General features: G+C 69.1%; 33 protein-coding genes and 1 pseudogene. 5 read left to right on the top strand and 29 right to left on the bottom strand.

The genetic code is table 11. The annotated features are described in order from the left end of the window. Window positions 1–18: 18 nt before the first annotated feature. The 8 genes from EES42_RS08425 to EES42_RS08460 all read right to left on the bottom strand — a co-directional run bounded on the left by EES42_RS08425 (window position 19) and on the right by EES42_RS08460 (window position 6,651). On the bottom strand, window positions 19–819 hold the full coding sequence (locus EES42_RS08425) for a hypothetical protein (protein WP_124717531.1): 801 nt from the start codon (window positions 817–819) through the stop codon (window positions 19–21). After that, window positions 812–2,251 carry a phage portal protein gene (locus EES42_RS08430; RefSeq protein WP_124717532.1) on the bottom strand — a complete coding sequence of 480 codons (1,440 nt, stop codon included), beginning with the start codon at window positions 2,249–2,251 and terminating at the stop codon, window positions 812–814. Before EES42_RS08430 ends, EES42_RS08425 begins: the two co-directional genes overlap by 8 nt. Window positions 2,252–2,270: 19 nt before the next feature. Then, window positions 2,271–3,947 carry a terminase gene (locus EES42_RS08435; protein WP_124717533.1) on the bottom strand — a complete coding sequence of 559 codons (1,677 nt, stop codon included), beginning with the start codon at window positions 3,945–3,947 and terminating at the stop codon, window positions 2,271–2,273. Window positions 3,948–3,956: 9 nt separating this feature from the next. Continuing rightward, complete coding sequence (locus EES42_RS08440; RefSeq protein WP_124717534.1) at window positions 3,957–4,448, bottom strand: phage terminase small subunit; 492 nt, start codon at window positions 4,446–4,448, stop codon at window positions 3,957–3,959. Further along, window positions 4,448–4,792 carry a hypothetical protein gene (locus tag EES42_RS08445; protein ID WP_124717535.1) on the bottom strand — a complete coding sequence of 115 codons (345 nt, stop codon included), beginning with the start codon at window positions 4,790–4,792 and terminating at the stop codon, window positions 4,448–4,450. Before EES42_RS08445 ends, EES42_RS08440 begins: the two co-directional genes overlap by 1 nt. 49 nt (window positions 4,793–4,841) lie before the next feature. Continuing rightward, window positions 4,842–5,426 carry a DNA primase gene (locus EES42_RS08450; protein ID WP_124717536.1) on the bottom strand — a complete coding sequence of 195 codons (585 nt, stop codon included), beginning with the start codon at window positions 5,424–5,426 and terminating at the stop codon, window positions 4,842–4,844. A 249-nt stretch (window positions 5,427–5,675) separates the two neighbouring features. Continuing rightward, a complete protein-coding gene (locus tag EES42_RS08455) occupies window positions 5,676–6,266 on the bottom strand; it encodes a hypothetical protein (RefSeq protein ID WP_124717537.1) in 591 nt (196 codons plus the stop codon). 82 nt (window positions 6,267–6,348) lie between these two features. Continuing rightward, a complete protein-coding gene (locus tag EES42_RS08460) occupies window positions 6,349–6,651 on the bottom strand; it encodes an HNH endonuclease (protein ID WP_124717538.1) in 303 nt (100 codons plus the stop codon). Window positions 6,652–7,005: 354 nt separating this feature from the next. On the opposite strand from EES42_RS08460, the gene EES42_RS08470 reads away from it, so the two are divergent. Beyond that, complete coding sequence (locus tag EES42_RS08470; RefSeq protein ID WP_124717539.1) at window positions 7,006–7,740, top strand: TRADD-N-associated membrane domain-containing protein; 735 nt, start codon at window positions 7,006–7,008, stop codon at window positions 7,738–7,740. 168 nt (window positions 7,741–7,908) lie between these two features. On the opposite strand, the gene EES42_RS08475 is transcribed toward EES42_RS08470, so the two are convergent. Further along, window positions 7,909–8,889: a hypothetical protein gene (locus tag EES42_RS08475; protein WP_241196313.1), complete on the bottom strand. Its 981-nt coding sequence runs from the start codon at window positions 8,887–8,889 to the stop codon at window positions 7,909–7,911. A 467-nt stretch (window positions 8,890–9,356) separates the two neighbouring features. Between EES42_RS08475 and EES42_RS46055 the strand changes: the two are divergent. Together EES42_RS46055 and EES42_RS08480 are read left to right on the top strand one after the other, a co-directional pair. Further along, window positions 9,357–9,573: pseudogene (locus EES42_RS46055) on the top strand (IS5/IS1182 family transposase); the annotation flags it as partial. A gap of 21 nt (window positions 9,574–9,594) precedes the next feature. Then, window positions 9,595–10,266 carry a hypothetical protein gene (locus EES42_RS08480; protein WP_124717540.1) on the top strand — a complete coding sequence of 224 codons (672 nt, stop codon included), beginning with the start codon at window positions 9,595–9,597 and terminating at the stop codon, window positions 10,264–10,266. A gap of 66 nt (window positions 10,267–10,332) precedes the next feature. Here the strand turns inward: EES42_RS08480 and EES42_RS08485 are convergent, their stop codons facing one another. The 4 genes from EES42_RS08485 to EES42_RS08495 all read right to left on the bottom strand — a co-directional run bounded on the left by EES42_RS08485 (window position 10,333) and on the right by EES42_RS08495 (window position 12,413). Beyond that, the gene (locus EES42_RS08485) at window positions 10,333–11,559 is read right to left on the bottom strand and encodes a DUF2637 domain-containing protein (RefSeq protein ID WP_241196314.1); all 1,227 of its coding nucleotides are present in this window, start codon (window positions 11,557–11,559) and stop codon (window positions 10,333–10,335) included. A gap of 67 nt (window positions 11,560–11,626) precedes the next feature. After that, a complete protein-coding gene (locus EES42_RS44635; RefSeq protein WP_164495199.1) occupies window positions 11,627–11,788 on the bottom strand; it encodes a hypothetical protein in 162 nt (53 codons plus the stop codon). Further along, on the bottom strand, window positions 11,785–12,066 hold the full coding sequence (locus EES42_RS08490) for a hypothetical protein (protein WP_124717541.1): 282 nt from the start codon (window positions 12,064–12,066) through the stop codon (window positions 11,785–11,787). Before EES42_RS08490 ends, EES42_RS44635 begins: the two co-directional genes overlap by 4 nt. Beyond that, window positions 12,066–12,413 carry a hypothetical protein gene (locus EES42_RS08495; RefSeq protein ID WP_241196315.1) on the bottom strand — a complete coding sequence of 116 codons (348 nt, stop codon included), beginning with the start codon at window positions 12,411–12,413 and terminating at the stop codon, window positions 12,066–12,068. Before EES42_RS08495 ends, EES42_RS08490 begins: the two co-directional genes overlap by 1 nt. A gap of 210 nt (window positions 12,414–12,623) precedes the next feature. Here EES42_RS08495 and EES42_RS08500 point away from each other — a divergent pair, with 210 nt between their 5' ends. Together EES42_RS08500 and EES42_RS08505 are read left to right on the top strand one after the other, a co-directional pair. Beyond that, window positions 12,624–12,872 (top strand): hypothetical protein, encoded by a 249-nt coding sequence (locus EES42_RS08500; protein ID WP_206433415.1) that lies wholly within the window; start codon window positions 12,624–12,626, stop codon window positions 12,870–12,872. 91 nt (window positions 12,873–12,963) lie between these two features. Beyond that, on the top strand, window positions 12,964–13,182 hold the full coding sequence (locus EES42_RS08505; RefSeq protein ID WP_124717544.1) for a hypothetical protein: 219 nt from the start codon (window positions 12,964–12,966) through the stop codon (window positions 13,180–13,182). A 3-nt stretch (window positions 13,183–13,185) separates the two neighbouring features. Here EES42_RS08505 and EES42_RS08510 read toward each other — a convergent pair whose 3' ends face one another. From EES42_RS08510 to EES42_RS08585, 16 genes are all read right to left on the bottom strand, one after another. Then, entirely contained in the window at window positions 13,186–14,118 is a 933-nt protein-coding gene (locus EES42_RS08510) for a hypothetical protein (RefSeq protein ID WP_206433416.1), read from the bottom strand. A gap of 87 nt (window positions 14,119–14,205) precedes the next feature. Further along, a complete protein-coding gene (locus tag EES42_RS45580; RefSeq protein WP_206433417.1) occupies window positions 14,206–14,799 on the bottom strand; it encodes a hypothetical protein in 594 nt (197 codons plus the stop codon). Beyond that, window positions 14,796–14,978 (bottom strand): hypothetical protein, encoded by a 183-nt coding sequence (locus EES42_RS08520; RefSeq protein ID WP_124717545.1) that lies wholly within the window; start codon window positions 14,976–14,978, stop codon window positions 14,796–14,798. The genes EES42_RS45580 and EES42_RS08520 overlap by 4 nt, the downstream gene beginning before the upstream one ends. After that, window positions 14,975–15,634, bottom strand: a complete 660-nt coding sequence (locus EES42_RS08525) for a hypothetical protein (RefSeq protein ID WP_241196316.1) — start codon at window positions 15,632–15,634, stop codon at window positions 14,975–14,977. Before EES42_RS08525 ends, EES42_RS08520 begins: the two co-directional genes overlap by 4 nt. Beyond that, window positions 15,603–16,136 (bottom strand): VUT family protein, encoded by a 534-nt coding sequence (locus EES42_RS08530; RefSeq protein ID WP_124717546.1) that lies wholly within the window; start codon window positions 16,134–16,136, stop codon window positions 15,603–15,605. The genes EES42_RS08525 and EES42_RS08530 overlap by 32 nt, the downstream gene beginning before the upstream one ends. Window positions 16,137–16,390: 254 nt before the next feature. Continuing rightward, window positions 16,391–16,888 (bottom strand): hypothetical protein, encoded by a 498-nt coding sequence (locus EES42_RS08535; RefSeq protein ID WP_124717547.1) that lies wholly within the window; start codon window positions 16,886–16,888, stop codon window positions 16,391–16,393. Then, window positions 16,885–17,829, bottom strand: a complete 945-nt coding sequence (locus EES42_RS08540; protein ID WP_124717548.1) for a hypothetical protein — start codon at window positions 17,827–17,829, stop codon at window positions 16,885–16,887. Before EES42_RS08540 ends, EES42_RS08535 begins: the two co-directional genes overlap by 4 nt. A 16-nt stretch (window positions 17,830–17,845) precedes the next feature. Continuing rightward, window positions 17,846–18,196 carry a hypothetical protein gene (locus EES42_RS08545; protein ID WP_124717549.1) on the bottom strand — a complete coding sequence of 117 codons (351 nt, stop codon included), beginning with the start codon at window positions 18,194–18,196 and terminating at the stop codon, window positions 17,846–17,848. Beyond that, complete coding sequence (locus EES42_RS08550; RefSeq protein WP_124717550.1) at window positions 18,193–18,633, bottom strand: hypothetical protein; 441 nt, start codon at window positions 18,631–18,633, stop codon at window positions 18,193–18,195. The genes EES42_RS08545 and EES42_RS08550 overlap by 4 nt, the downstream gene beginning before the upstream one ends. 5 nt (window positions 18,634–18,638) lie before the next feature. Then, window positions 18,639–18,902 carry a hypothetical protein gene (locus tag EES42_RS08555; RefSeq protein WP_124717551.1) on the bottom strand — a complete coding sequence of 88 codons (264 nt, stop codon included), beginning with the start codon at window positions 18,900–18,902 and terminating at the stop codon, window positions 18,639–18,641. Continuing rightward, window positions 18,899–19,516 carry a crossover junction endodeoxyribonuclease RuvC gene (locus EES42_RS08560; RefSeq protein WP_124717552.1) on the bottom strand — a complete coding sequence of 206 codons (618 nt, stop codon included), beginning with the start codon at window positions 19,514–19,516 and terminating at the stop codon, window positions 18,899–18,901. Before EES42_RS08560 ends, EES42_RS08555 begins: the two co-directional genes overlap by 4 nt. After that, window positions 19,513–20,322: a phosphoadenosine phosphosulfate reductase gene (locus EES42_RS08565; RefSeq protein WP_241196317.1), complete on the bottom strand. Its 810-nt coding sequence runs from the start codon at window positions 20,320–20,322 to the stop codon at window positions 19,513–19,515. The genes EES42_RS08560 and EES42_RS08565 overlap by 4 nt, the downstream gene beginning before the upstream one ends. Continuing rightward, the gene (locus EES42_RS08570) at window positions 20,319–20,570 is read right to left on the bottom strand and encodes a hypothetical protein (RefSeq protein ID WP_124717554.1); all 252 of its coding nucleotides are present in this window, start codon (window positions 20,568–20,570) and stop codon (window positions 20,319–20,321) included. Before EES42_RS08570 ends, EES42_RS08565 begins: the two co-directional genes overlap by 4 nt. Then, the gene (locus EES42_RS08575) at window positions 20,567–21,019 is read right to left on the bottom strand and encodes a phiSA1p31-related protein (protein ID WP_346775387.1); all 453 of its coding nucleotides are present in this window, start codon (window positions 21,017–21,019) and stop codon (window positions 20,567–20,569) included. Before EES42_RS08575 ends, EES42_RS08570 begins: the two co-directional genes overlap by 4 nt. Beyond that, a complete protein-coding gene (locus tag EES42_RS08580) occupies window positions 21,016–21,804 on the bottom strand; it encodes an exonuclease domain-containing protein (protein ID WP_124717556.1) in 789 nt (262 codons plus the stop codon). Before EES42_RS08580 ends, EES42_RS08575 begins: the two co-directional genes overlap by 4 nt. Further along, window positions 21,804–22,886 carry a recombination directionality factor gene (locus EES42_RS08585; RefSeq protein ID WP_241196320.1) on the bottom strand — a complete coding sequence of 361 codons (1,083 nt, stop codon included), beginning with the start codon at window positions 22,884–22,886 and terminating at the stop codon, window positions 21,804–21,806. The genes EES42_RS08580 and EES42_RS08585 overlap by 1 nt, the downstream gene beginning before the upstream one ends. Window position 22,887: the final 1 nt, after the last annotated feature.

The following is a 22,887-nucleotide window of genomic DNA, read 5'->3' on the forward strand; positions in this document are numbered from 1 at the left end:
TGGCGTGTCAGCCTGCCCTTACCTGACGATCTCCTCCGGGCCTGTGAACTCGTGTCGCCGGACTGCGAGCAGCGGCCCGTACTCGCCGTGTTGGCGAGTGATGATCACGTTGCGATAGTCGGGGGCGCGGCCGCCGCGGTCGGACTCGCCGAGGTCACGCGCGATCGCGTCGTGCGCCTCTCTCAGCAGCCGCTCGTCGATGACGTGCCCCGGGTCACGGGTGCCGGGTAGCGGCTCGGGCTTGCAGTGGCAGCCCGGATGGATCGGCATCAGCTTCTCGACTCGGTACCGCTGTGTCGACGCGATCGTGCACAGCGCGCAGTTCTTCCCGCTGCTGAGACGACGACGGAAGTACCGGGCGCCGCTCCGCTGCATCGACTGCTGCGCGGCATGGGTGCGGGCGAGCTGCAGGTCGGTCTCGGTGATGCTGAGCAGCCGCGTACGCCCCTCGGCGACCGCGTCGGCGTACGCCTTGCCCTTGCTGAGCGCCGTCCAGGTGGTGACGAACGGGCGCGTGTAGACCTCGGCCGGGGCGACGCCGCGGAGCGCCGCGTCGAGCTGGACACCGGCCGGGGCCGCAGCGCCGCCGAGCATGTCCGCGATCACCGCCGACAGGTAGGCGTCAGTAATCTGCCCCATCTGCTGTTGCGTCGCGAGAACGACCGGCAGCACCCGCTCGATGAACGCCGCAGCGTCGGCGTCCCGGTAGCTACCGAGGCCGTCGAACGCGGACAGAACGAACGAGATCAGCCGATCGCGGAGCGAGCCCGACAGCGCGTCGTACCGGTCGGCGAGCGCCGTCTGCAGGGCCTCACCCATCGAGCGACCCGCCCCCGGTGTCCGGCAGGTTGCCCGCCGTCGGCGCCGTGGCCGGGGCCGGCAGCAGCGACGCGGCGAGCAGGGCCTGCGACGCGGCACCGGCTGTGATCCTGCGGACCATGGCCGGTGTCTCGCCCATCTCTTCGGCGACGACGTCGAGCGGGTACCCGATCGACTTGAGTTTCGTCGCCGCGTCGGCCTTAACCGCGAGGGACGCGTGCGCGGGATTGGCCCATCGCACCTCGGCCTCGGTGTAGTCCTCGGCTACACCGGCCTGCGCCGCGCAGAGAGACATGACCGACTCCAGCCCTTCGCCGAAACTGGCGATGTGCTCGCGGATCTTGGCCACGTGCAGAATGTCGAGCGCCCCGATGGTGTCCGCCGAAATGTTCACCAGGTCGCCGCCGTAGTAGTACACGGGAGTCTGCGACAAGATCAGCATGTCGCGCACATCGCTCTCGTGTTCCTTCAGGAACCCCGACAGATCGGCGGCCGACAGCTGCCCAAACTGCGCGTTCTCGCCCTCGCTCGCCCACACCACACCCGGACCGGGGATGAAAGGCTGCTCGACCGTGATGATCCCGGTCGCCGGGTCCTTCCGCTTCGCGAACCGGTGCCCCTTGATCCATTTCTGCGGGAAGCCCGAGTTCCTGCTTGCCGCCATACGGTTCAAGATCCCCATGTTCACGCGGTCTTGAATGTCCAGCACTCCAGCGAACTCCGGCTCGGGATCCTCGCCCAAATCCGGCATGCGCTCGAACTCAACAAGCGGCAGCATCCCGAGGTCGTGCGGCTCACCGTCGTCCAGGTCTCCGACATACACCCATGAGTCGGGCCCCCACGGCAGACGGCGCCCGCACCGCTCCGTAGTCCGGTACGGAAACGACCGGTCGTCGAAGAACACCCGCGCGTGCCCGAAGCCGTCGACATCGTCGTGCCACGCCTTGAGCCCGACGTACGGCTCGCCCGTCTCCGGGTCGCACCCGACGATGCACTCGCGCGGATGCTCAGCAGTGATCAGCGGCGACGGCCGGCCGTTCTCCTCGGTCCGGGTCGGGTGCGCGCCGACGAGCATGTACCCGACCGACTGCGACATCGCGACCCGCCACACGAGCTTTTGTCGGCTGTCGAGCCGGTTCTGCTGCCACCACCGCGACGCCCGGTCGTCCGGCTCACCGTTCGGCGCGGTAACGCCGAGCGCGGTGAGCCGGTGCACCGATGCGTTGCTGATGATCTGACAGAAGTTCGTGCGCGACTTCCGCTGAAAGTCGATGAACGCCTGCTGCGCGTTCGGCGGCAGCTCGGGAAGCGGCGGCCGCCCGCGGTAGTACCGCCACCACTCGTCGAGCACCCGCTCGCGCTTGCGCATCTGCCGGCCGAGGCGCAGCAGCCAGTAGTCGGGGTTACCGATCTCTGGTGTCTCGTCGAGCACGTCGCCCCCTCTCGGGCTGTCAGAAGGTGTAGCCGCCCATTTCCTCGACCTCGACGGCGAGGCCGGCGGCGATCGCGTCGAGTCGGCACTGCCACGCGAGGACAGCCGCGACCGCGGCGTCGATCTTGTCGGGGCTGTCGGGGTTGGCCTTCATGATCTGAATCCCCGACCGGGTCTTTCGGCGCCGCGAGTTGAGCAGATGCCGCACCAGCGCCGACGCCCCGTCGTGCGTCAACTCACGCTCCGTCAAGGCCGTGTGGAACTTCTCCAGGGCCCGCACGATCAACGTGCTGCGCCCGCCGGTCATCCACCATTCCACCGGGTGATTCCGGGTCGACTGCACTTGCAGCCGCGGCCCGTACGCCGCTTCCCAGTCCGCTACGTGCGACTCCCATTTCGCGGGGTCGGCGTAGAACCCGACGACGTCGTACCGGTCGAACGTCTCGGCGATCGTGGCGAGCACCTCGACGACCGGAACCTGCCAGCCCTCACCGGGCTCGCCCACCGGCGGCTTCCACCCCTTCGGCTGCTCCCACACCCCGATCTCGAAGAGGTGCCCGTCGGACAGTCGGCACCCGATCAGCGCTGTTGCATCAGTGACGCCGCGCGAGCGCTTCCGGCTGCCGTCGAACCCGAGCACGATCCGGTCGCCCGGCAGCACCTCGCGGTCAAGGTCGGACGCCGCCCGCACCTCGGGCGCCGACAACCATGCGTCCGATGCGTGCGTGATCTGGTTCAGGAAGTCGGCGCGCAAGTCCTGGACGTCGTTCGAGGTGTCCCAGAACGCTTCGGTGATGCCCTCGATCGGCGACCAACCGGGCGTGCACGGCGGATCGTGCAACACGCAACCGTCGGGGTGATCGCTGCTGTCCCCGTACGCGTACCGCAGCCCGGCCGTGAGCGACCGCACGTCGGTCATGTCCGTCTCGGGTGGCGCCTCGCGGTGGTCTACCAGGATGCCGCGCGCACGCGACCGGCCGTCGATGATCGCCTGATAGTCGGCCGCCGAGTTCTCCGCGACGCTGCCCTCGCCAGGCGTGAACGCGTTCGGGGTCTCGATGATGCTGCCGCCGAGCTTCGTTGCGTTGAACCGCAGCGTCTTCGCGAGCTTGATCCCGCCGTTGGACTCCGTCCACTCTTCCGTCTGATCGAGCGACGCAAAGCACGCCGGGTCACCCTTGACGCTCGTTGCCGATGACGTGATTGGGGAGATCTTCCCGCGCGGCAGATAGATCACGGTGTCGAGGACGTCGAGCCCGTAGTCGGTCGACAGCGACCCGCCCCGCGCCATTTCCAGCAGCGGTAGCCACGTGTTGTCGGTCTGCGCCTCGGTCACCGCGGCGATACGTACGAGTGGCGTCCGGACCGAGTGCCACGGCCGGCCGATCGGCTCGCCGTACGCATCCCATCCGTCCGGCACGACGTCGGCGCACGCCTCGGCGAGCGCGATCGCGCCGACGAACGGACTCTTCCCCCACCCTCGCGGCCGGCTGAGCAGCGCCCGGTGAATGAGCCGCTTCCCGGTCACCGGGTGCAGCTCGTAGTACCCGCACAGGAACTCTGCCTGTTCCTGCGTCGGCACGAACGGGGCGCCGTCGTCCCGGCCGGGCTGGGCCAAGTTCTCCATCATCCAATCGAGGACGTACCAACCCAGCGTGGGGCGCTCGCCCTCGAACTCAGGGCCACGCCACGGCATGAACGCCCCCTACTCGTCGCCGGCCGAGGACTTCCCGCCCGGAAGCGAACGCAGCCTCGCCGCCCCGTACCGCTCGCGCGCCGACGGGCCTCCCGACCGGCCGCTGCCGCCGTCGGCGCCGTCCGCCTCGGCGAACACCATGCGCAGCCGGGCCCGGTCCGCCGGGGTAGCCCCGAACGCAGCGACGCGCAGCCGCAGTTCGCCCGCGGCCGACAGATCGCCGCGCCACAGCCGGGCATGGATCAGCGCGGTGTCGAGGAGGTACTGCCAGTCAGACGACCCGAAGTGCTCGGACTGCGGCGAGTCGATCCAGGTCTGCCACCATTCGCGGGTGCGCTCCGGCCACACGAACTCGACGAGCTGCTCGTCGCGTTCGACGCGGAAGTCGGGGAGTTCGGGCGGGGCGGCGTGCTCCCACCTGAGCACGGTCTGCGGGATCGCATCCTTGTTACGCCGCGCCTTACGGTCGGCCGGCTTCGGCGCCGGCCCCATGCCTGCCATCACTCGCCCCCCATCGCCGCATGGTCCACCATCTGCCGAACTTCGGCGATCGCGGCCGCGACCTGGTCGCGGAAACCGTCGAGGTCGGCCTCGAACCGCAGCCGCACCGAGTAGCCGTCGGGGCCGACCGGTACCTCGTTCGCCGGAATCTCAACCGTCTCGGCCGTGACGATCACACCCCGCGCGCCGATCTCATCGGCGAGCATGTGCCAGTAGCTCTGTACCGGAGACTGGTCCATGCCGAGCGCGATGCGCTGCGGCAGGCACTGGTCGACGACGAGCACGAACTGCGGCCGCTCGTCGTCCGCACTTTCGGGCAGTTCAAGGATCTGCAGTCGGGGCATGGCTGTACCTCCCGTGTCGGGTGCGCCGCAGCACACCCGTGTCGGGGCGCTACAGCAGTGCGTCGATTACGTGCTGCAGGTCGCCGAGCCGCCGCGGCGTGCCGCCGTGCGTCCGCCCAGTGACCGCGATGTACCGGCCGGTCCCGTACAGCTCGACCGAGCCGCCACCGCCGACCGTGATGCGCCTGCCGTGCTGCAGCTTGCCGAGCCCCCACACGTGCAGTCCCTCGCCGGACCGGGACACCTCGACCCACGTGCCGGCTGCGGCGTCAAGGATCGTCTGCGCCCACGGCAGCGGCTCGCCGTCCGGGTCGAGACAGTGGTCGAGATCGAGGCACACGATGCCGTCCCCGTTGAGAACGAACCCGATCCCGACACCCTCACTGCTCGCCGCGGCCTCGGTATAGCGCGACCAGGTCGACGAGTCAGTGCTGCTCGCCACCGCACCGCCGACCGTCAGCGGGACCTTGCGCGAGGTGTGCCGGATCCAGCGCGGGCGGCTCGTGAGCTCGGCCGGGGCCGTACGACGAGCACGATGTGCAGCGACTCGGCAGCGGCCCGAGCAGTACCGTGCGTCGGCCCGAGCCGTGATCGGCATCGGTCCGGGGCAGTGCTCGCAGGTGCGCGTCGACATGCCCCCATGATACCGCAGATGTAACGGATATAGGTCTCTGACCTGCGAATATGAGTGAATGCTGTGAGGGTCGGGCGGGTGAGAGGCGATATGCGGGCCCTCAACCGCTCGCCATCGAATCACCCTGCCCGACCCCTGCCCGCCCGCCAGCGGACCGCCCACGTGCCGCCACGTGGCCGTTTTCCCCAGACCCGTACAGAACCAGCCCCGCAGCACCTCCCGAGCGCCGTAAGGGGCGGGGAGGGGGATTCACCCCCCAGGGCCGGACGTCGTATCGGAATCCGCCTTCCCCTTGACCACACCCATTCGTAACAGCACCGCGAGGCATCCCGAGGCGAGGAACCAGTCTTCCAAGGGTTTGGCGACGTCGTGGTGATGAGTGAAATACGCACCACCAACCACGCTGGCGAGAATCAAGCAGCGTGTGTCACGAAGAAGATCGCCGGGCACCCATTTGCCCGCTCTGAGTGCCCCGGTTTTGGCTTCGAGCTGCTCCGCTTGCGGATCACGAGAGTTTTCGAGTGCCGCGACGGTATCGCTCATGAATTCCTGCAGGGTCTGAGTATCCGATACCAGGCGAGACCCCGCTTCGCGAGCTGCCTGAGCTCCCCGCTCGGCGTGTTGCTTCATGTACTTCCCGATACTGTGAAGCGTGCCTTCGTAGGTAAACCACTCCCACGCGTTGCGCAACGATTCGCCGAGCTCCACAAGATCGTTCATTTCCTCATGCGTCAGGCTTTCGCCCGCAAGGTGCGCAGTCCACACGTCATCCATGCTGAGGATCTGGAAGGCTGTATTGATCCATCTCATTGCCTCGATGTCGCCGGTCACCTTGCTCACGTGCGTCCTCCTGCCGTCGTGCTGTTTCCATCAAGGAATCGTGGGGGAGTAGCCGCGGCCACTGGGGGTGCGCCGAACGGAGTCAGATGATCCCCGGATGGCGCTCCGGCGGCCGCTGCGTGCGGACCGCCCACCGCGCGGCGTTGCCCTCGCGGCTGCTCTTGACGGCGTGGTGGTGTGCGCACAGCGCTTGCAGGTTCTCGTACCGGTGGTCGTTGCCGGGCACGATGTGGTCGACCTGGTTCGCGTGGTGCCCGCACACGACGCGTCCCTCGCGCCACCTGCATCGGTACTCGTCACGGTGCAGAACATATGGGCGGATGACGGTGTACCAGCCGGGCGGCAGCTCGTCGCGTCTCGTGCTGTCGGCCCATCCTCCACTCATGCTCTGGCGTCCTCGGGTTCGTCGTACTGCTCGGGCTCGTCGTCCTGGTCGGAGCGTTCGACGAGCGAGTCGAGCGAGACGCGGTCGAGGTCGTACTGCGCGGTGAACCCGATCGGTGTGCGGTTCGGTTCGTCGGCTAGCTCGCGGTCGAGTGCGGTGAGCAGTCGTACGGCTGTGACCTCGACCTGATCGAGCGTGGGCTGCTGCTCGTCGGGGTCGGTCCTGATCTCGACCTCTCATGTCCCGTCCGTGAGGCGTACGCGCATGGCGGGGTACCCCTCTCGGCCGGGTGGGGGTGTGGGCGGGGGTGAGGCGGTACTGTGCCACCCTCACAAAGTCACGGGGCTGGGGTATATGACGTTAGATCAGGTGCTCGCGATCGTAGCCACGCTCATTACGATCCCTGTGGCGGGCGCGACCTTGGTGCGTGCCCGGAAGGGTTTGGAGCGCGACAGGCGAGAGGTGGCAAAAGATCTGCGTGGTGCCGTATTTGGTTCCGGCGGACAGATCGCTGTAGGCGGTGATGTGTATGCGCCCGCATTTGTCAGTGGTCCGAAGGAACCAGACGAGGGCGCCACACGAGAGCGACCGTTGGCAGCTCAACAAAGAGTTGATGATGATCGTTTTGCCGAGCTCCTCGTGCAGCGTTACGCATACGGCCTCACGCAGTCGCAACGCAGCTTCCTTACGAGTCAGGTGTTCTCGGTGCTCGGCGGCGGTGTGCTGCTGATCGGGATCGGCCTCGCAATTTGGCGCGCCGAGACGAGCGGCGATCTGTACGCGTCCATGGTGACGACGACCGCCGGGATCGTGACGACGGTGATCGGGCGTCTGTTTCACCGTGAGTCGGATAAGGCTTTGAAGCACATGGCGTCGGAGACGGATGCGTTGCGGGATGACATGCGCGCCGAGCGGTCTGCAGAGCAAGCGATCTTGCTTCTTGCCGAGGTTGACGATCCGGAGATCAAGGCGCGGTTGCAGGCCGGTCTGATCATGAGGTTCGCGGGTTCGGAGATGCCGGCGCTCCGCGATGCTCCGGTAGTGCCGGCGCCGCGGATGGATAAGGAACCGTCGGGCGACGAGAGGTAGCTCGTTAACCTTGCGTGTCCCGTCGGGCGAGGTCTACGAACATGAGGCTGTGACCTTGTGTCGGGGTGGGGCGTTGCGCTGGTTTGGGGTGCCGCCGCCCCACCAGCGCGGGCGGCGGCAGTCGGGCGGTCGGCGGCGGGAGTTGCCGGATCGCCCGAGGGGATCTCGCTACGCGAGCGGGTATCCGTTGAAGTGATCGCCGTTCTTCACGACCAGGGCGATTCCCAAACTCTCAACGTAGTCGCGCACGTCGGCCTCGGGTTCAGTCGGAATCAGAATTGCAGTGCGAAGGCCCGGGGCGCCGATATGACGGCGGTAGTCGAGCAACTGCGCAACGGCCATGCGTACATCGATGCGCCGGCTGCGTCCCTTGACTTCGTAGAGCACGTTTTCGGTTGAGTCATACAGGTCGGTCAGCAGTGCCCCGCGGCATCCCTTGATGGTCAGCTGGTAGCGGCCGACTTCGTGCCCCAGGCCGACGAGGTGAGTCTCGAAGAGAGTCGACAGCTTGGACTCGCGGCGAGTTACGGTGCGGGGCCCGGCGGAGGGCGTGTAGGTCGTCTCCGGGGTGCCGTATTGCTCCGGGGCCAACAGCGCTGACGACGTCTCGGCCGCGGGGACACGGATTGCTGCTGTTTCGACAGCCGGGGGAATCCGGTCTTCGTCGCGGACGTCGATGGCGCTTCGGCCGGTCGGCCGCAGGCGAAAGACGTAGACGCATCGAAGTGTGCCGTCCCCATCGTGATTCCAGCGTTCGAGGTAGGGCTCGACAGAGTCGACGACGACCTCGCCGATATAGCGCTGATACTTTGTGCGGCTGCCCGGTACGTAGCCGTTGGCGAGGAACAGGTGCAACGCCCGGCCGTGGTCGACGTGTTCAAGAATCGACTTGTTGCCGCGGGTGAGCTGTTGGTCACCGGCGGAGCCCTCGCCGGTGTAGTGGTAGATGGGGGTGCCGTCGTCGTCTTCGGTCCATCCGTCGAAGGTGTATCCGTACTGCTCGCCTTCGTCAGGGTCGGAGTAGATGAAGACGTTCGGTGTCTGGCGCGAGCCGATGATCCCGCCCTGCGTGGCGCCGCCGTAGACGGCTGCGACAGCGGCACGGGTGGTGATCAGGTCGGGGGCGAGGTGGAGTTCATTCGTCGGCATGTCAGGCAATCTATGTTGCTGCACTGACAGCGGGGTCGGGGGTGCCGGACATGCGAACAGCCCCCGTGATGTGGTGGGGGCTGTCGGGTGGTTTCTGATTCCGGGCATGCGGAACTGCGGCCAATCTTGCGACACGTGATCGTGTGGCGTCAAGCGGGATTGTGGCCAGAGAGAGCGGGTGTGCGCTCGCGCGCCACTACCTGTGGGTGCTCTCTCTGATCAGCCCCCCTTATGTAGTTGGAGTGGAGTGGAGTGGACCCCGCGCGCGTGAGTCCCGGGGGAGTCCCCCGGGGACAGAACGCGTTGACCTGGGGATATGTGGAAAAGTAGACGGAGAATCGATCGCGTTTCTTTTACGATTGGTTGAGGGTTCGCGCTTGATTCTGCGTCGAAACGCATCAGAAGAGGAGTGTCCCCCCGCCCTGAGGGGACGCGGCGGGTGCGGAATCACTGAGCTCTTTCAGCGTGGCCACTGGGTGACCATGAGCTTCAAACGCCCGCCAGGCGGTGAACTCGCCCCCACCCGGCGCAGCATCAACGGGCTCCTCACCCAGGCCCTGCGCCCTGTCGAACGCGGCATGGCACGGCTGAAGTGCTGGCAGATGTTCCGCAGGTCACGCATCAGCCCCGAACCAGGTGACGTCATTCGCGAGAGCCGTCCTCGCCCTGGAGAGGCAACGCTGATACACGGTATAAGTCGGTGCCATGTTGATACTCGCAGGCGAAGAGTCCGGAACTGATATCTGGGCGGTCGTTGGTGCCATCGGCACCATGCTGGCGGTCCCGACAGCTCTCCTGGTCGGCTGGATCGCCTATCGAGCCGTCTGGCCACGTCGCAAGGTGCGGTGGTCTGCGCGCGTCAGCCCGCTCATGAGCCACAGCGCAGCTCACGGGGGAGGTTTGAACGTCCAATGGTCAGGCGCATCCCTGTTGAGACCTCACGTCATTGAGATCGAGCTGACAAATATCGGCAACAAAGACCTGGAGCCAACACATTTCAGTTCGTTGCCTGTTGAGGTCACATGCACGACGCCCGTCGTAGCCCTGCTCCAGGAACGGTCCGAACCGACTGTTCAGCGCGTACTCCCGGCCTCGATGTCGAGCCACGGGCTCTCACTTGCTACGGCTACACCGTTTCATCGTGGACAGGTTCTGACTTACGTGGCGCTCGTGGATGGGGTGGATCCCGTGATCGATCTCCGAGCGTCTTTGACGAACGCCTCGATCGATCGGAGGGATCCGCCATCGCCGGGCACGGAGCGAGCAGCTTCAGCCCGGAGCCGCTGGGTGGCTCTCGCTGTGATGGCGCCATTCGCTATCGTCAGCACGTTGGTGCAGGGATATGACCTAATCCAGTTGATTGCTTACGAGTGGTGAGTTCGGCTCCCGTTGTACGCCAACGGCACTGACGGATGCGGTGTTCGCCGTCGTCGGGCTTGGTCATCAGTGCACTCCGGATGCGGTTGCGGTGGGTTGCGGTTGCGCAGCTGTGGTTGCGCGGATGCGGGATTCGGCTGCACGGATGATGCGTTGGGCCCGGGGCTGGCCGATGTGTAGCTCGGTCTGCAGGCGCCGGAGCGACAGCGGCCCGGTGCGGGCGAGTTCGACCGCGGCCGCGATCAGCTGCTCGTCGGATGCGCGCGCAATCGGCTGCGCGGGTGGCGGCTGCGGGGGCGCGGGCGGTTGCGCATCTGCGGTGACCTCGGGAATCGCCGGGGCCATGGGGGCGAGGTCGAGGACGAACTCGCGGGGCGGTAGCCACCAGAACGGCGGGGCGGGCGCGTCCGCATCCGACTGCGCATCTGCATCCGGCTGTTCGGGTACGGGGTCGAGTGCACCCGCATCCGGGTCCGGCTGCGCATCCGCATCTGCATCCGGTGTCGGCAGCTCGGATGCGGGTGCGGGGGTGAGTGCGGCCGGGGTCGGGGGTGCGAGTGCGAGCGCCTCGGATGCAGCCCGGTCGAACTCGTCGGATGCATCCGGCTGTTCGTCCTCGGCCGGGTCCGGCTGCGCATCCGATCCGGGCAGCGGCCGGCCGTACCGGGCGAGGCGCAGCGGCAGCAGCAGCTCGACGGGTGCAGTCCGCCGCCACCGCCGCCCGAATCGCGCCTGCAGCTGCGCCTTGTAGATCAGCCGGTCCTGTTCGAGCTTGATGACCTGCTTGTAACTCCGCAGCTCCCACAGCTTCATCCGGCGCCACAGACGGAACGTCGGAACCGGGGAGAGCAGCCACCGCGACAGACGCACGGGCTCGATGTGCCGGTCGGCGGTGATGTCCGCGAGCCGGCCGACGGCGGCGCGGGCCGCCTCGACGACGACGACGAACAGCACCGGGATCACGGCGTGCATGCCGACGCCGAGCGGGTCCGGCCAGGCTGCTGCGCCGTTGAACGTGATCGTTGCCGCGGTGAGCAGCCACGCGGTGTGGCGCAGCAGCGGGAACGGCATGCGCAGCCAGGACAGCAGCAGGTCGAGGGCGAGCAGGACGATGATCCCGGCGTCGATGCCGATCGGGAACACGAGCGCGAACTCGCCGAAGTGCTTGCGCTCGGCGAGGCTGCGGACGGCGGCGTACGACCCGGCGAATCCGATCCCGGCGATCAGTACGGCGCCGCCGGCCACGGTGGCGACGAGTCGGCGCTGCAGCGGTGTGAGGGCAGTGCGGTGCACGGAGATATCTCCCGATGGGTGGCCGGACCCCTCGACGGGGTGGCGTGAGGTCCGGCCGGCTTGGCGGTCAGCCGCGGCGGGCGTGCTGCCTGGCCGCGGTCGCACGTACGTCTGCGCCAGTGCGGTAGTCCTCGGCGCACGCGGCGACGGTGGCCGGTTCGGCGACGATGCGGTTCGGGCGCGGCTCGCGGTCCGGGGTTTCGTCCTCGGGCCGCTCGTCGGCGCTCATGTGGTGCTCGCGGTGTCGTCGAGGGTCCGGTACCCGGTGGCGGGCGTCTCGTCGAGGCGGGCGCGCAGGTAGTAGGTGATCCAGCCGGGACCGAACTGCGCGGCGCCCGCGAGGACGTCCCGCAGCGCGACGGCGGCGTGTCCGGCCCGGTCGGCGAGAACACGGCTGTACGCCGCGGCGTCGTCGGGGGTGGCGGGTGCGGGGATGTCGATCGCGTCGAGGATCGTCTGCAGGAACTCCAGGGTCGGCCCGTCGAGGGGCGCCGGGGTGCCCATCATCAGACGGTCCGGGCGACGGAGCGCAGCGCGAGGGCCCACTCGCCGCGGGTGCGGGAGCTCTTCCAGAGTTCGGGGGCGATCGCGGACATGGCGCGGCGGCCGGCGTTCTGCGCGACGACCTGCGGGTACCCGTTGAGCACGCGGGCGTCGGCGAGGGCGAGGGCTCGGCCCCATCCGGCGACGGTGAGCTCGGCGTCGGGCTTGTGCTTGGTGAGGTAGTCGGCGGCCGCGGTGAGGACCTGCGAGGCGAGGCTCGGCAGGGCGAGTACGTCCTGCAGCAGCGCCGTCTCGGGCGGGTTGTTGCGGGTGGGGGCGCTGTTGAGCGGGCCCCGGATACGATCGTTCACGTTTGACTCTCCTGTTAGTGGCAGGGGGTCGGGCATCCCGTCGGGTGTGTCAGCACCTGTCGGGGCGGTCGGGTCCGGTGTTGTCAGCGCCGGGCCCGGCCGTACTGCGGCCCCGTCGGTGTGTCAGCACCGGTCGGGGTCTTCGTGTAGCTGGACCAACGTAAGAGCGACCTCTTTACATTGTCAAGAGGTTTGAGAGAGGATGCGAACGTGTCCGACGAGCAGCCGCCACCCGAAACCGGCGATCAGCCGATGACGATCACCGAGATCTGTGCCGAACACGGCGTAAGCCGGCAGACCCTGCATGCGATCCGGGCCAACCCCAACAGCGGGTTTCCGGCCGCCGTCATCGAGCCGGGCAGCACCCGGCAGAAGTACCCCCGCAAGGCGGTCGCCGCGTACTTTGCCGATCACCCGCTGCGCCCCGGGCGGCGTACAGACCTCGAAACAGGCGAGTAGCCGAATCCTCGATCAGACCCCGCCGGCCCGTACCTGCGGGGTCTGCGTCTGTCCGGATGCGTCCGGCGCCGTCCGGCCGCAGGGTGGTCCCATGTCCGGAGTGCTGCCCGTGATCGTTCACCCACCATCGCCGACCGGCGGGCGCCGTGTCCGCGTCGACGGCACGATTCTCGGCCTTGCCTACAACGCGCGGGACATTGCCGAGTTTCTGCGCCGTGCCGGGCTCGACGACTTCGACGAGACCGATGTCGAGACATCGGCGCTGATTGAGTGGCGAGGGGGCGGGCCCGAGGTGTGGTCCGCCCCCTGACGATTACGCCGCCGCGGCCCGGTCCCTCGCGGCAGCCCGCTGCCGGCGGCGATCCTCGGCCCGCTTCGCCCGGTGCTCCGCTTCGGCCCGCTGCTGCTCGGCCGCGTCGAGTGCCCGCTGCAGCGCCGCGAGCTGCTCGGCCGACGACCACACCCGCGCCCGCCGGTCCACATCGAACGGCACAGGGGCGTCGCAGTCGATCAGGCCGGTCGCGCACGTCACGCTCATAACCGTGCCCGCCTCGCTGTGCATCACCAGGTCGCCACCGCACCACGGGCACGGCACCCCCGGCAGTTGCACCGACCGCCGGCCGATGCCGAGCACCCTGTCGAGGCGGGCGGCCGCCTCGCGCGCGTACTCGGTGATCCTGGCCCGGTCCGTATCGTGGGTCGGGCAGCACGCGCCGTCGTCGCCGAGCCGGGTGAGCAGCCACCGGGCGGCAGCCGGCGCGGTGCGCTGCTCGCGGTCGGCGCGGTACCAGTCCGCGGGGTCGGCGGCGTCCCGGGCCGCGATCGAGTCGGCGAGCGCGACGAGCGCGATCTCGATCGCCCGGCATGCGTCGACGATGTGGAGCCGGACCGGCACCGGCCGCTCGCCGAGCTGCGCCGGGTCGCGGTCCTCACGCACAGGGTGCGGCAGCCCCTCGCCGACGTGGTCGCAGAACGCGCACCGGTAGTAAAGCTGTCCGGTGTGGTGCCGGGTGGTGATGAGCCGCTGCGGGTGGTCGAGGGAGTGCGCGATCGCGGCGGCGAGGGACTGCTCGGCGGACACCTCGGCGGCGTCTTGATCGTCGAGTGCGCGCAGGTACTCGGCGCCCGGCCGGGCCGGGGGCCACGTGGTGCCGGGGCCGGTGGTGTCGAGGGCGGCGCGCAACTGGTGCCAGTGGTTGACGATGTGCTGCAGGTTCTCGGCGGTGGTGCGGGCGGTGTGGGTCATGGCGGGTGTCTCCTGCGGTGCGTAGGGTGATCTCACCGCGTGGGGCGCCCCGGACATCTGGCCGGATGGGGGCGCCCCTTCGTCGTGTCAGGTGCGGTCGGTCTGTGACGGGATGGCGGTGCGGTCGCCCGTTGCGATCCAGGGGGCGAGCGCGGCGAGGATCGCGTCGACCCGCCCCTCGCGCCGGTCCGAGGCGCACGGGCATGCGATGGTTCGCCCGCAGTCGGAGCATGCGACCGGGGCGTTCAGTGCCCGGTCGACCGCGCGGCGCAGCGCGAGGGGCGCGGCTTCGATGTCCGGGACGGAGCCGGCCGACCCGTCGGCGGCGTCGAGGAACACGGCCGAGGTCGCCCCGCCGTGCCCGTGGATGAGCTCGACGGACGCGCGGCCGCGGTCCCAGAACACCGAGCTCGGGTGTTCGCCGCGCCACCGCACGGACGCGGTGCCGTCGGGCCACAGCACGCCGTCGGCGACGTCGCCGAGCCCGCTGATACCGGACACGTCGACGCTGCGGCGCAGCACGAACCGGCGCGGCCGCCGGTCCTGGTCGCGGTGCACGACGGTCCGGCCGGTGAGCTCGGTCGTGACGTCGTCGAGCAGCTGCTGCACGGTGGGCCCGTCGGCGCTGCGGAGCGCGAGGCCGCGCAGCGTGTCGAGGGCGGTCTGCGGGGTGTCGGTCATCGGCGGTTGCCTTTCTTCAGTACGCGGGCGGCCGCGCGACGGGCTGCTCGGTTCGGGGGCGGTGCGGGGTCGGGTGCGTCGTCGTTGACGAGTTGCTCGTCGGTCGTGCTGATCACCTGCCAGCGGACGCCGGGGGTACCGGCTCGCTCGCCGCGCGGGTTGCTGCTCGGGCCGGTCACGCGCCTATCTCCTTGGATGCGAGCGAGGTGTCAGAGGCGAAAAGAGCCGGGGTGTGGTGCAGTTCATCGAGCCAGCCACGGAGACGGGCGAGGTTCTTGTCGGGGCCGAACGCGAGGTACGTGCCGTCGGCGGTGTCGCAGCCGAACCATTCGGCGATGCGTAACCGGCGCAGGCTGTTGACGCGCCCCATGTGCACGCGTTTGCCTCGCTCCTTCGCTTCGCGCGACAGACGCTCAGCGATCGGGCCGATCTTCCATTCCGTGGAGCCAGCCAGAAACAGGACGTCGAACGCGTCCCACGGCACGCCGAGTTCGTCGCATCCGTCCTGCGCGGCGAACGCGGCCTGTACGCCCAACCCGCGTATGCGACCGAGCCATGGGAGAGACTTTGCGAGCGTGCCCGCGGCGTCGAACGGGACGTCAGGGGCGACAGCGAACAAGAACCGGTCGGCGCCGTACCGGACGATGCGACTGTCGAGCCAGTCGAACCACTCGTCGTCGCCGGGGTAGTTGTTACCGAAGCATCCGTTGTCGGCGCCGATCGGTGTCCCGTCGGGGATCACGTTGCCCTGCGCAGGTGTCGTCATGCAGCCGAGGAGTCCGGCGCGCATCGCGTTCTGCACGTCAGGCCCCGATGGGGTGCCGAGGTACAGCACGGCGCACCTGCCGAAGGGTGAGGACGACCAGGACAGGCAGGAGGGTGGCCCAGGCGAGTTTCCCGGCGAGTTGCCCGCCGACTGCTGCGGTGGTGATGGGGAATCCGGCGAGCCAGAGGAACAGCACGGTGTCGACGATGGCGCCGGCCAGGTTCGAAGCGAGCACGGCGCGGGCCCAGCCGCGAGAGCGGAGCGGCGTGTAAATCGCCATGTCGGCGACTTCGGCCGCGAGGAATGCAGTTGCCGAAGCCATTGCGAGAGCGGGACTCACTACCAGGGTGAGAACAGCTCCCGATGCGATGCTGACGAGCACCCACGCCCGGCCGAGAGCGTCCTGCACAGCATCGCGCGCGAGGAGCGCAGCCCCGGCAGCGAATGTGCCGGCGGTGGTCATCAGCCCGGGGGCGACGTGAACCATGCCGTAGCGGGTGGTGAGCCAGTTCGCGGCGGCAATCGACGCGATGTAGGTGGTGAGGGATACGAGCCCGATAAAGCGAGGCATGTCGTGCTCCTGTGAGGGTGTAACGGGCTACTGAGGTACGGACGGGGAATCTGATCGGGCAGGGATACGCGAGGCCCGCACAGGGGCACACAGCACCTCGTGACCGAGGTGCCAGTGCCACCCCTCACGCGACAGCGCAGCCACGGCGAGCCGGCCGATCGCGTCCGGCCCGGCAAGCGGGTGCTCCTCAACCACCGCGGCGACGACCGCAGCGACGGCATCCGGGATCCGCGACCGCTCAGTGCTCGGGTACGTCATGACGCCACCCGCTCTTCATCGCTCGACTGGACCCGGGCGGCGCGGCACTGCGCGCGAGCCGCGAGGTACTCGTCGTTCGGCTGCCCAGCACTCTCCGGGACCGCCGAGCCGGCCATGATCGCCCGCAGTTCGAGGGGCGCCTCGCACCCGGTGCGAACGGCGTCACGCTCGGCGCGCAACGCGGCCCGGTACCCGGCGATGTCGTCGGGGTCGAGGTACGAGTGCGAGGTCGGCTCGAACGTGCCGGTGTGCCGGTCCAGTCGGGTGCGGGCAGCCTTCCGCCACCGCGCGGCGATGTCCTTCGGCAGGATCGGCCACGCGCTCTCGGCGTAGTGATCGCCGATCGCCTCGCCCGCGAATTCGAGCGGAACGTCGCGCAGCACACGGGCCCACAAGGTGAGTTGAGCAGCCTGCTCGGTCTCGCCGGTCTTCACGACCCGGTCATCGATGAGAGCGATCTGATCGAGCAGATCCAGCGTCTGTTCCATGTTCATGCGCTGCTGCCTCCTTGCAGGCGCTCGCGCAGCGCGGCGAGTCCGGCGCGCTGCTGCTGCGATTTGGTCTGTGGCTGCGCTCCGTTGGTGAACGGGACGACGACGCCGCCCGCGGCCGGCTGCTCGGGGCGCTCGGTCTCGGCCCACTGCCGCCACCGGCCGCCCCACGCTGCGGCGGTTTTGCCGTCGTCGAGCTGTCGGCGGACGAACTTGCGGGTGACGACGTCGAGCTGCTGCGGGGTGAGCTGCTCGCGGCCGCTGTCGAGGCGGGCGAGCTGCGCGGCGCGCACGTCGGCGTCGCTCGGCTCCCAATTGGCGGGAATCAGAGAGAGAGCCGCCCGCGCGCTACTACCTGTAGATCCCTCTCTCTCCTCAGCCCCCTCTTTAAGGAGTGGAGTGGAGTGGAGTGGAACGCGCGCGCGTGAGGTCCCGGGGGAGTCCCCTAGGGACACATCGCCGTGACCTGCGGAATCGCCCGGATCCTGACTTGGATTCGCGTCAGTTTCTTCGTCGAATCCATTGTGATTCCCCGAAGATTCCTCGCCGAAAAGCGAAGGATTCTCAGCAGAATCGGCACCGAAACCGGCCTGCGCCGCGCGCTGCTTCGCCTTCTTGTCCGCGGCGCGCTTCCGCCGGGCGAGCACCTCGGCGCGGGATGGGTTTCCGCTCTCGCGGTAGTCGTGCATGAAGTAGTCGCCCGGCCGGGGCTGCGGGCAGCGCGGGCAGGTGTGCCCGTGTTCGTGCCACAACCCGACCGTGAGCAGCTTCGTGATCTGCGGGGCGCTGCCGTACATCTTGGCGACCTCGCCGGGCACATGCCCGTCGGTGAGCTGGCGTGCCACATACGAGCCGACACGCGTCCACAGCCCCACGGCCGCGTTCTTCGCGCGGATCATCTTCGGGTGGCTGTCTGCCCCATCGTCAACGACGAAGAACGGCATCGGGTATCTCCTGTGCTCAGAGCGTGAGTTGCCCGGCGGGGGCGGGCGATGTCTTACGGGACCAACCCTGTGAGGCCGGCGGGGCGGTGCACTGGTGGTCGATGACGTGCTCGTGAGGGCACGGGCTGCTGCGGCGGTGGCACTCGGCCCACCGCAGGTCGAGCCCGTCGCGGGTCTGGCGCAGGCACCAGTCGAGGCGGTTCGGCTCGCGCAGCGCCTCGGCGGCCGCCGCCGTGTACCGGGTGTCGTCCGCAGCCACGTCGAGCGCCGCGCGGCGGCCGACGAGCTGCCGGAGCACCGGTGACCCGCAGCGGGGGCAGCGCGTACGCCGCGCCCCGCTGCCGGCGGCCGCCGAGGGGCGGGTCACCCGTGCTGCTCGACCCGGCCGCGGCGGGCCTGCTGCCGCTCCTGGTAGACATCGAACTCGGTCTCGGTCGGCAGAGACCCGAGGGCCTCGGACACCGCCGATTCGACGTCGCGCGACCCGGGCCCGATCTCGTCCAACGTGCCGTTCATCTTCCGCTGCCGGTACATCGCCCGCATGACCTCGGCGACCATCTGCGCCTGCTCGTTGTCCTGCGCGACCTCGGCGAGCGTGACGCGGATCTTCACCTGCGGCTGCTTGTCCTCGCCGTCGGCGTGCCCGGTGTACGCCTTGCTCGTGAGCTCGACCACGGCGAACACGCTCGTCCCGGGGTGCTCGAAGAGCCCGCGGCGCTGCGGCTGAGTCGTGGTGGCCTGCAGCGGTCCGGCTGCGCCGTCGAGCTTGATCTCGACCTCGGCGTCGGTGTGGAGCTTCGGCATCCTGATCACTTCCTCTTGCTGGGGTGCTTGCGGCGGTGATCGCGCATCGCGGCCGCCGTACGTACGTCGTCGTTGGGGCAGGTGTCCCGGCGGTGCCGCTCGGCCCGAAGAACGAGCTGTTGCACCGCGTCGGGGCCGATGGCGTCCTCGCCCGGGGCGCCGCAGGCGCACGACCAGTCGGCGGACACCATCGACTTCGGGCCGTCGAAGCGGACCCGCAGGCCGGGGCCCGGTGCCGGGTTGCCGATCGTCGGCCCGATCCCGGTCATGCCGCCGTCGCCTCGGGGGCGCGGCCGCTACCGGGGGACTCCGGCCAATCGACCTTGCGCAGCCGGTCGCGCTGCGCCTGCGGCATCCCGAACAGCGGCGCGCCGAGGGCGTCGTGCCCGGCCGCGCGCAGCCACCACGCGTCGGCCTGGTCGCCGCCCTTGTCGTCGGCGAACTCGGCGCCGGCCGCGAGATATGCGGCCGCAGCCATCTGCGCTTTGTCCGCACGCCCGTTGTCGCACGCGAACGCCTTGAGCGTCGCCGGGACGACGTACGCGTACGGCACACCCGCGTCGAGTAGCTCGCCGAGGACGATGCCGTGCACCTTCGCCGTGATCCCGGCCGCCATGGCGTGCTTCGGCAGATCCTCGACGACCGCGAGGTGCGGCCGATGCTCGGCAAGGTCATCGCGGATGCTGTCGCGGATGTGCAGCAACCGACGGTCGCCGGTCTCGGACCGGGTCTTGATCCGGTACGTCGTGCCGTCCGGCAGCGCGACGCCGGTCGAGGTCAGTGACAGGTCGAGCCCGATGATCCGCAGCCCGCCCTCGGGCGAGGTGATCGGAACGGCGAGCGGCGACAACGCGCCGGGGGCGATGAGTCCGGGGATTGTCATGTCATGCACCACCCGGAATCGCATGCGCCGTCGGCTTCGTCGAACATCGGCAGCAGATCCACACCGTCCGGGATCGCTTCGCGCAGCGGCCGGCCGAACCGGGTGAGATAGACGTGATCCTTTTCCAACTCGTCACGGCGCCGGTTCAAAAGCTCTTCGAGCTGGCACGACTTCTCGAACAGCTCGGGTGCGTCGCGACGCTGGTCGTGCCACGTCTCGGGCCGGTGGAACGGGCAGAACCAACACGACGACTTCGGCGGTACGGGCAGCCCCGCCTCGCGGATGACCCTTGCGCAGTCTGTGCGGCGCAGACCGAGGTCGAGCAACGGGTAGGTGATGTTCTCGTGCGGCTCAGTGCGCCGGTTATTGGCCCGGTGGATCTCGTCCACGCTGATGCCGATTCCGATCGTGGCCGGGTCCGCAAAGGATGCCCCGCGCCGCTTCAGCTCTTTCCCGATGACCTTGATCTTGAAATCAGCGGTGCAACTGCGCGTACCAGGAGCCCCGTTGGACATGCGGACCGGAATCGGGAGAGACCGGGAACCTTCACGGGTGAGACGACCGAGCAGTGTCTCGGTACTGCCGTCTCGCTTCACCCGGTCGATGACGGCCAGTTCAATACCGTGTTCGGCTGCGTAGGGCCTGGCGTACTCCTCGATGTACCGGAGCGTTCCGGGGTTCTCGGAGTCGTCGCCGACGTTCGCCATCAGGAACAGTGGGAAGTCGATGCGGCCCTGCGCCGCGAGGACGAGCAGAGCGGTGGACTGCACACCGCCGCCAAAGCTGATTGATCGGAGCGAGGTCACAGCGACCCCCCTTTCTCGTCGCCGCAGTTCGAGCAGACCCATGTGCCGTCGGCCTGCGGGCGGTGCGGACGGGTCATGTGCGCGCACCGCGGCGTGTCACAGCGCAGGTACCGAACACCCGGCTCGGGCTCGGTGAACACAGCGGCTTCCGTCGTGCGGGCGGTCGAGGCGAGCCGGGCGGCCCACGTGACCGCAGCGGCCCCGATCACCGTGGCGGCGCCCACGTAAGGGGCGAGGTCGGCGCTCATGAGCGACCCCCGACCGACGGAGAGATCGGCCCGTACAGGGCGCGCAGCACGTCGAGGGACTCGCACACCTCGGGCGACCCGACCACGGTCATCACGGGCGTACCCGAGCTGTCGAGCCGGCCGGACCACTCCCACTCGCCGGACGTCTCCGCAGCCGTCCACCGGCCGGACAGATCCCACACATGCCCGGTGCCGTCCGTCCACACCCGCCGGTCGGCGTCGAGGGCGCCGCCGTGGCCGAGCGGCTCGGCGTGGCTGTGCTGCTCGGGCGTCGCGGCCGGGTCGCACGGGTACGGCGGGTGCCCGGCGTCGAGCTGGTCGGCGATGCTCCGCAACAGGTCGGCGGCCGCCGAGTCGCACATCCGCGGGGCCGCCACCATGGTGACGCCGTCGCGGGCGACGGTGACGACGAGCGCCTGCTCGTCGTAGTCGATCAGTCGGATGTTCACGCGTCCCCCCAGGGCTGCAGCGGCCACGACCCGTCGACGACGGCGGCCGGATCGGTCTTGCGGAACCACTCCTGCAGCCCGGCCGCCTGCTCGGCGGCCCAACCGATCTGCCGGTCGTGGAGCTCGGCGAGGTCGAGGTCTTTCAGGTGGTGGAGCTGCGCTTTCTTGTGGAACTTGATTCGCTCGGGCCACTCCATGCGCGGCATGTGCGCGAGCGTCCCGATCCGGTACAAGATCCGGGCCGACATCAGCGCGTCATACGAGCAGCCGTGAGCCTCGCTCTCCTGCCACGGCAGCTCGTAGACCTGCGCGAGCGTGATGAGCTGCCGCGCCCCCTGCGTCTCCGACGGGCGCTTGCGGTACGGCAAGCCCTGCTGATCGAGCACCCGGGTGTCGAGGACCCGCAGCGGCGTCTCGCCGAGCCGGTCGAGCAGCGGCTCGACGTCGTGGCGGCGGCACTCGCGGTCGAGCAGTGTGAGGTCATACGGCACGTTGTGGCCGACGATCGGGTCGCCCATTCGCACATGGATCGCGAGCGACTCGGTGATCTGATCGACGACGTCGTGCGCGCGCTCGCCGTGCTCGCGGGCGTGCTCGGTCGTGATGTGGTGCACGGCGGTCGCGTCGGCCGGGATCTCGATCCCGGGGTTGGCGAGCCACTCATTCGATTCGGTCGGCTTGTTGCCGCCGAGCCCGATCACTGCGGCGGTGACGATGCGGTCCTGCTCAACGTTCGTGCCGGTCGTCTCAAGGTCGAACGCGACCATGCGGGACTGGTGCCACATCAGCGGCCACCCCCGCCCGGCGCAGCAACCTGGGGCCACCCGGCCGACGGGTACGCGGTCGGCGGCTCGTCGTCGCCCTGGTCGTCGACGACCTCGACGTCGTACACCCCGTCGTCGTCCGGCCCGTGCTCGTCGTCCTGGTCGGCGGTCTCACCGGTCTGCGTGTCGACGCCGGCCGCGATGTCCTGCGCGATCTGTACGAGCCGCTGCGACAGTTCGTCGGCCCCCTTCGGGTCGACGTGCCCGGCACGGTTCGCCCGGTGCCAGACGGCGCGGGCGTCCTCGACGGTGCGGCACTGCCGGGCCTCGGCGACGTAGTCAGGTAGCTCGGCCGGAGCCGCCGCGATCGCCGGGCGGTCGAGGGTGCTCGGGTCGAGCGCGGCCGCCGTCGAGATCGGCCCGTTCAGTGCGTGCCGCAGCTTGGGCAGCGACGGCACCACCATGACGACCTGGTACTGCTTCGTATTGCCGTCGGCGACCCGCGAGCGCTGCTCGATCCACATGCGGACCGGCATCATGCCCGTGCCGCCGGTCGCCTGCAGCACCGTGTCGAGCCCACCAGCGAGCACGTCGGCCGCGTAATAGCTCTTCGTCTCCAGCCGCCACACGCCAAGGTCGGGTAGGTCGGGGAGGAACGCACCGATGCGCGAGGTCGGCCGGCACACCTGCGTCGGCGGCCGCTTGTGCCACTCCTCGCCGTACTTGGCGAGGCAGACACACGGACGTCGGCCGATCGACTCGGTCACGCCGTCACATCGCCGCTCGCAGCCGCCCCCGCCCCACATCTCGTAGGACTGGTTCAGCACGTCGCCGGCCGGAAGGATCGCCCGCAGCTCTGTCGCCTCGGTGATCACCCGCCACTGCGCGACGCTCGACCGCTGCGGCGTCCACTGCTCGACCCGGCCGCCGTACAACTCGGCCGCCGCGGCAATGTACTCGCGCGAGTGCGACGTGAGTACGAACGTCTTGCTCTTGACCGGGATCGGTCCCTTGCCAGCGTTCGGGTTCGGCCGGCTGTAGCCGGTGCGGATACGACCGAGCTCGGCGGCCTGCCGCTTCATCGTCAGGATTCGGCTACCCATG

This window comes from Streptomyces sp. ADI95-17 (assembly GCF_003846175.1).
GTDB lineage: Bacteria > Actinomycetota > Actinomycetes > Streptomycetales > Streptomycetaceae > Streptomyces > Streptomyces sanglieri.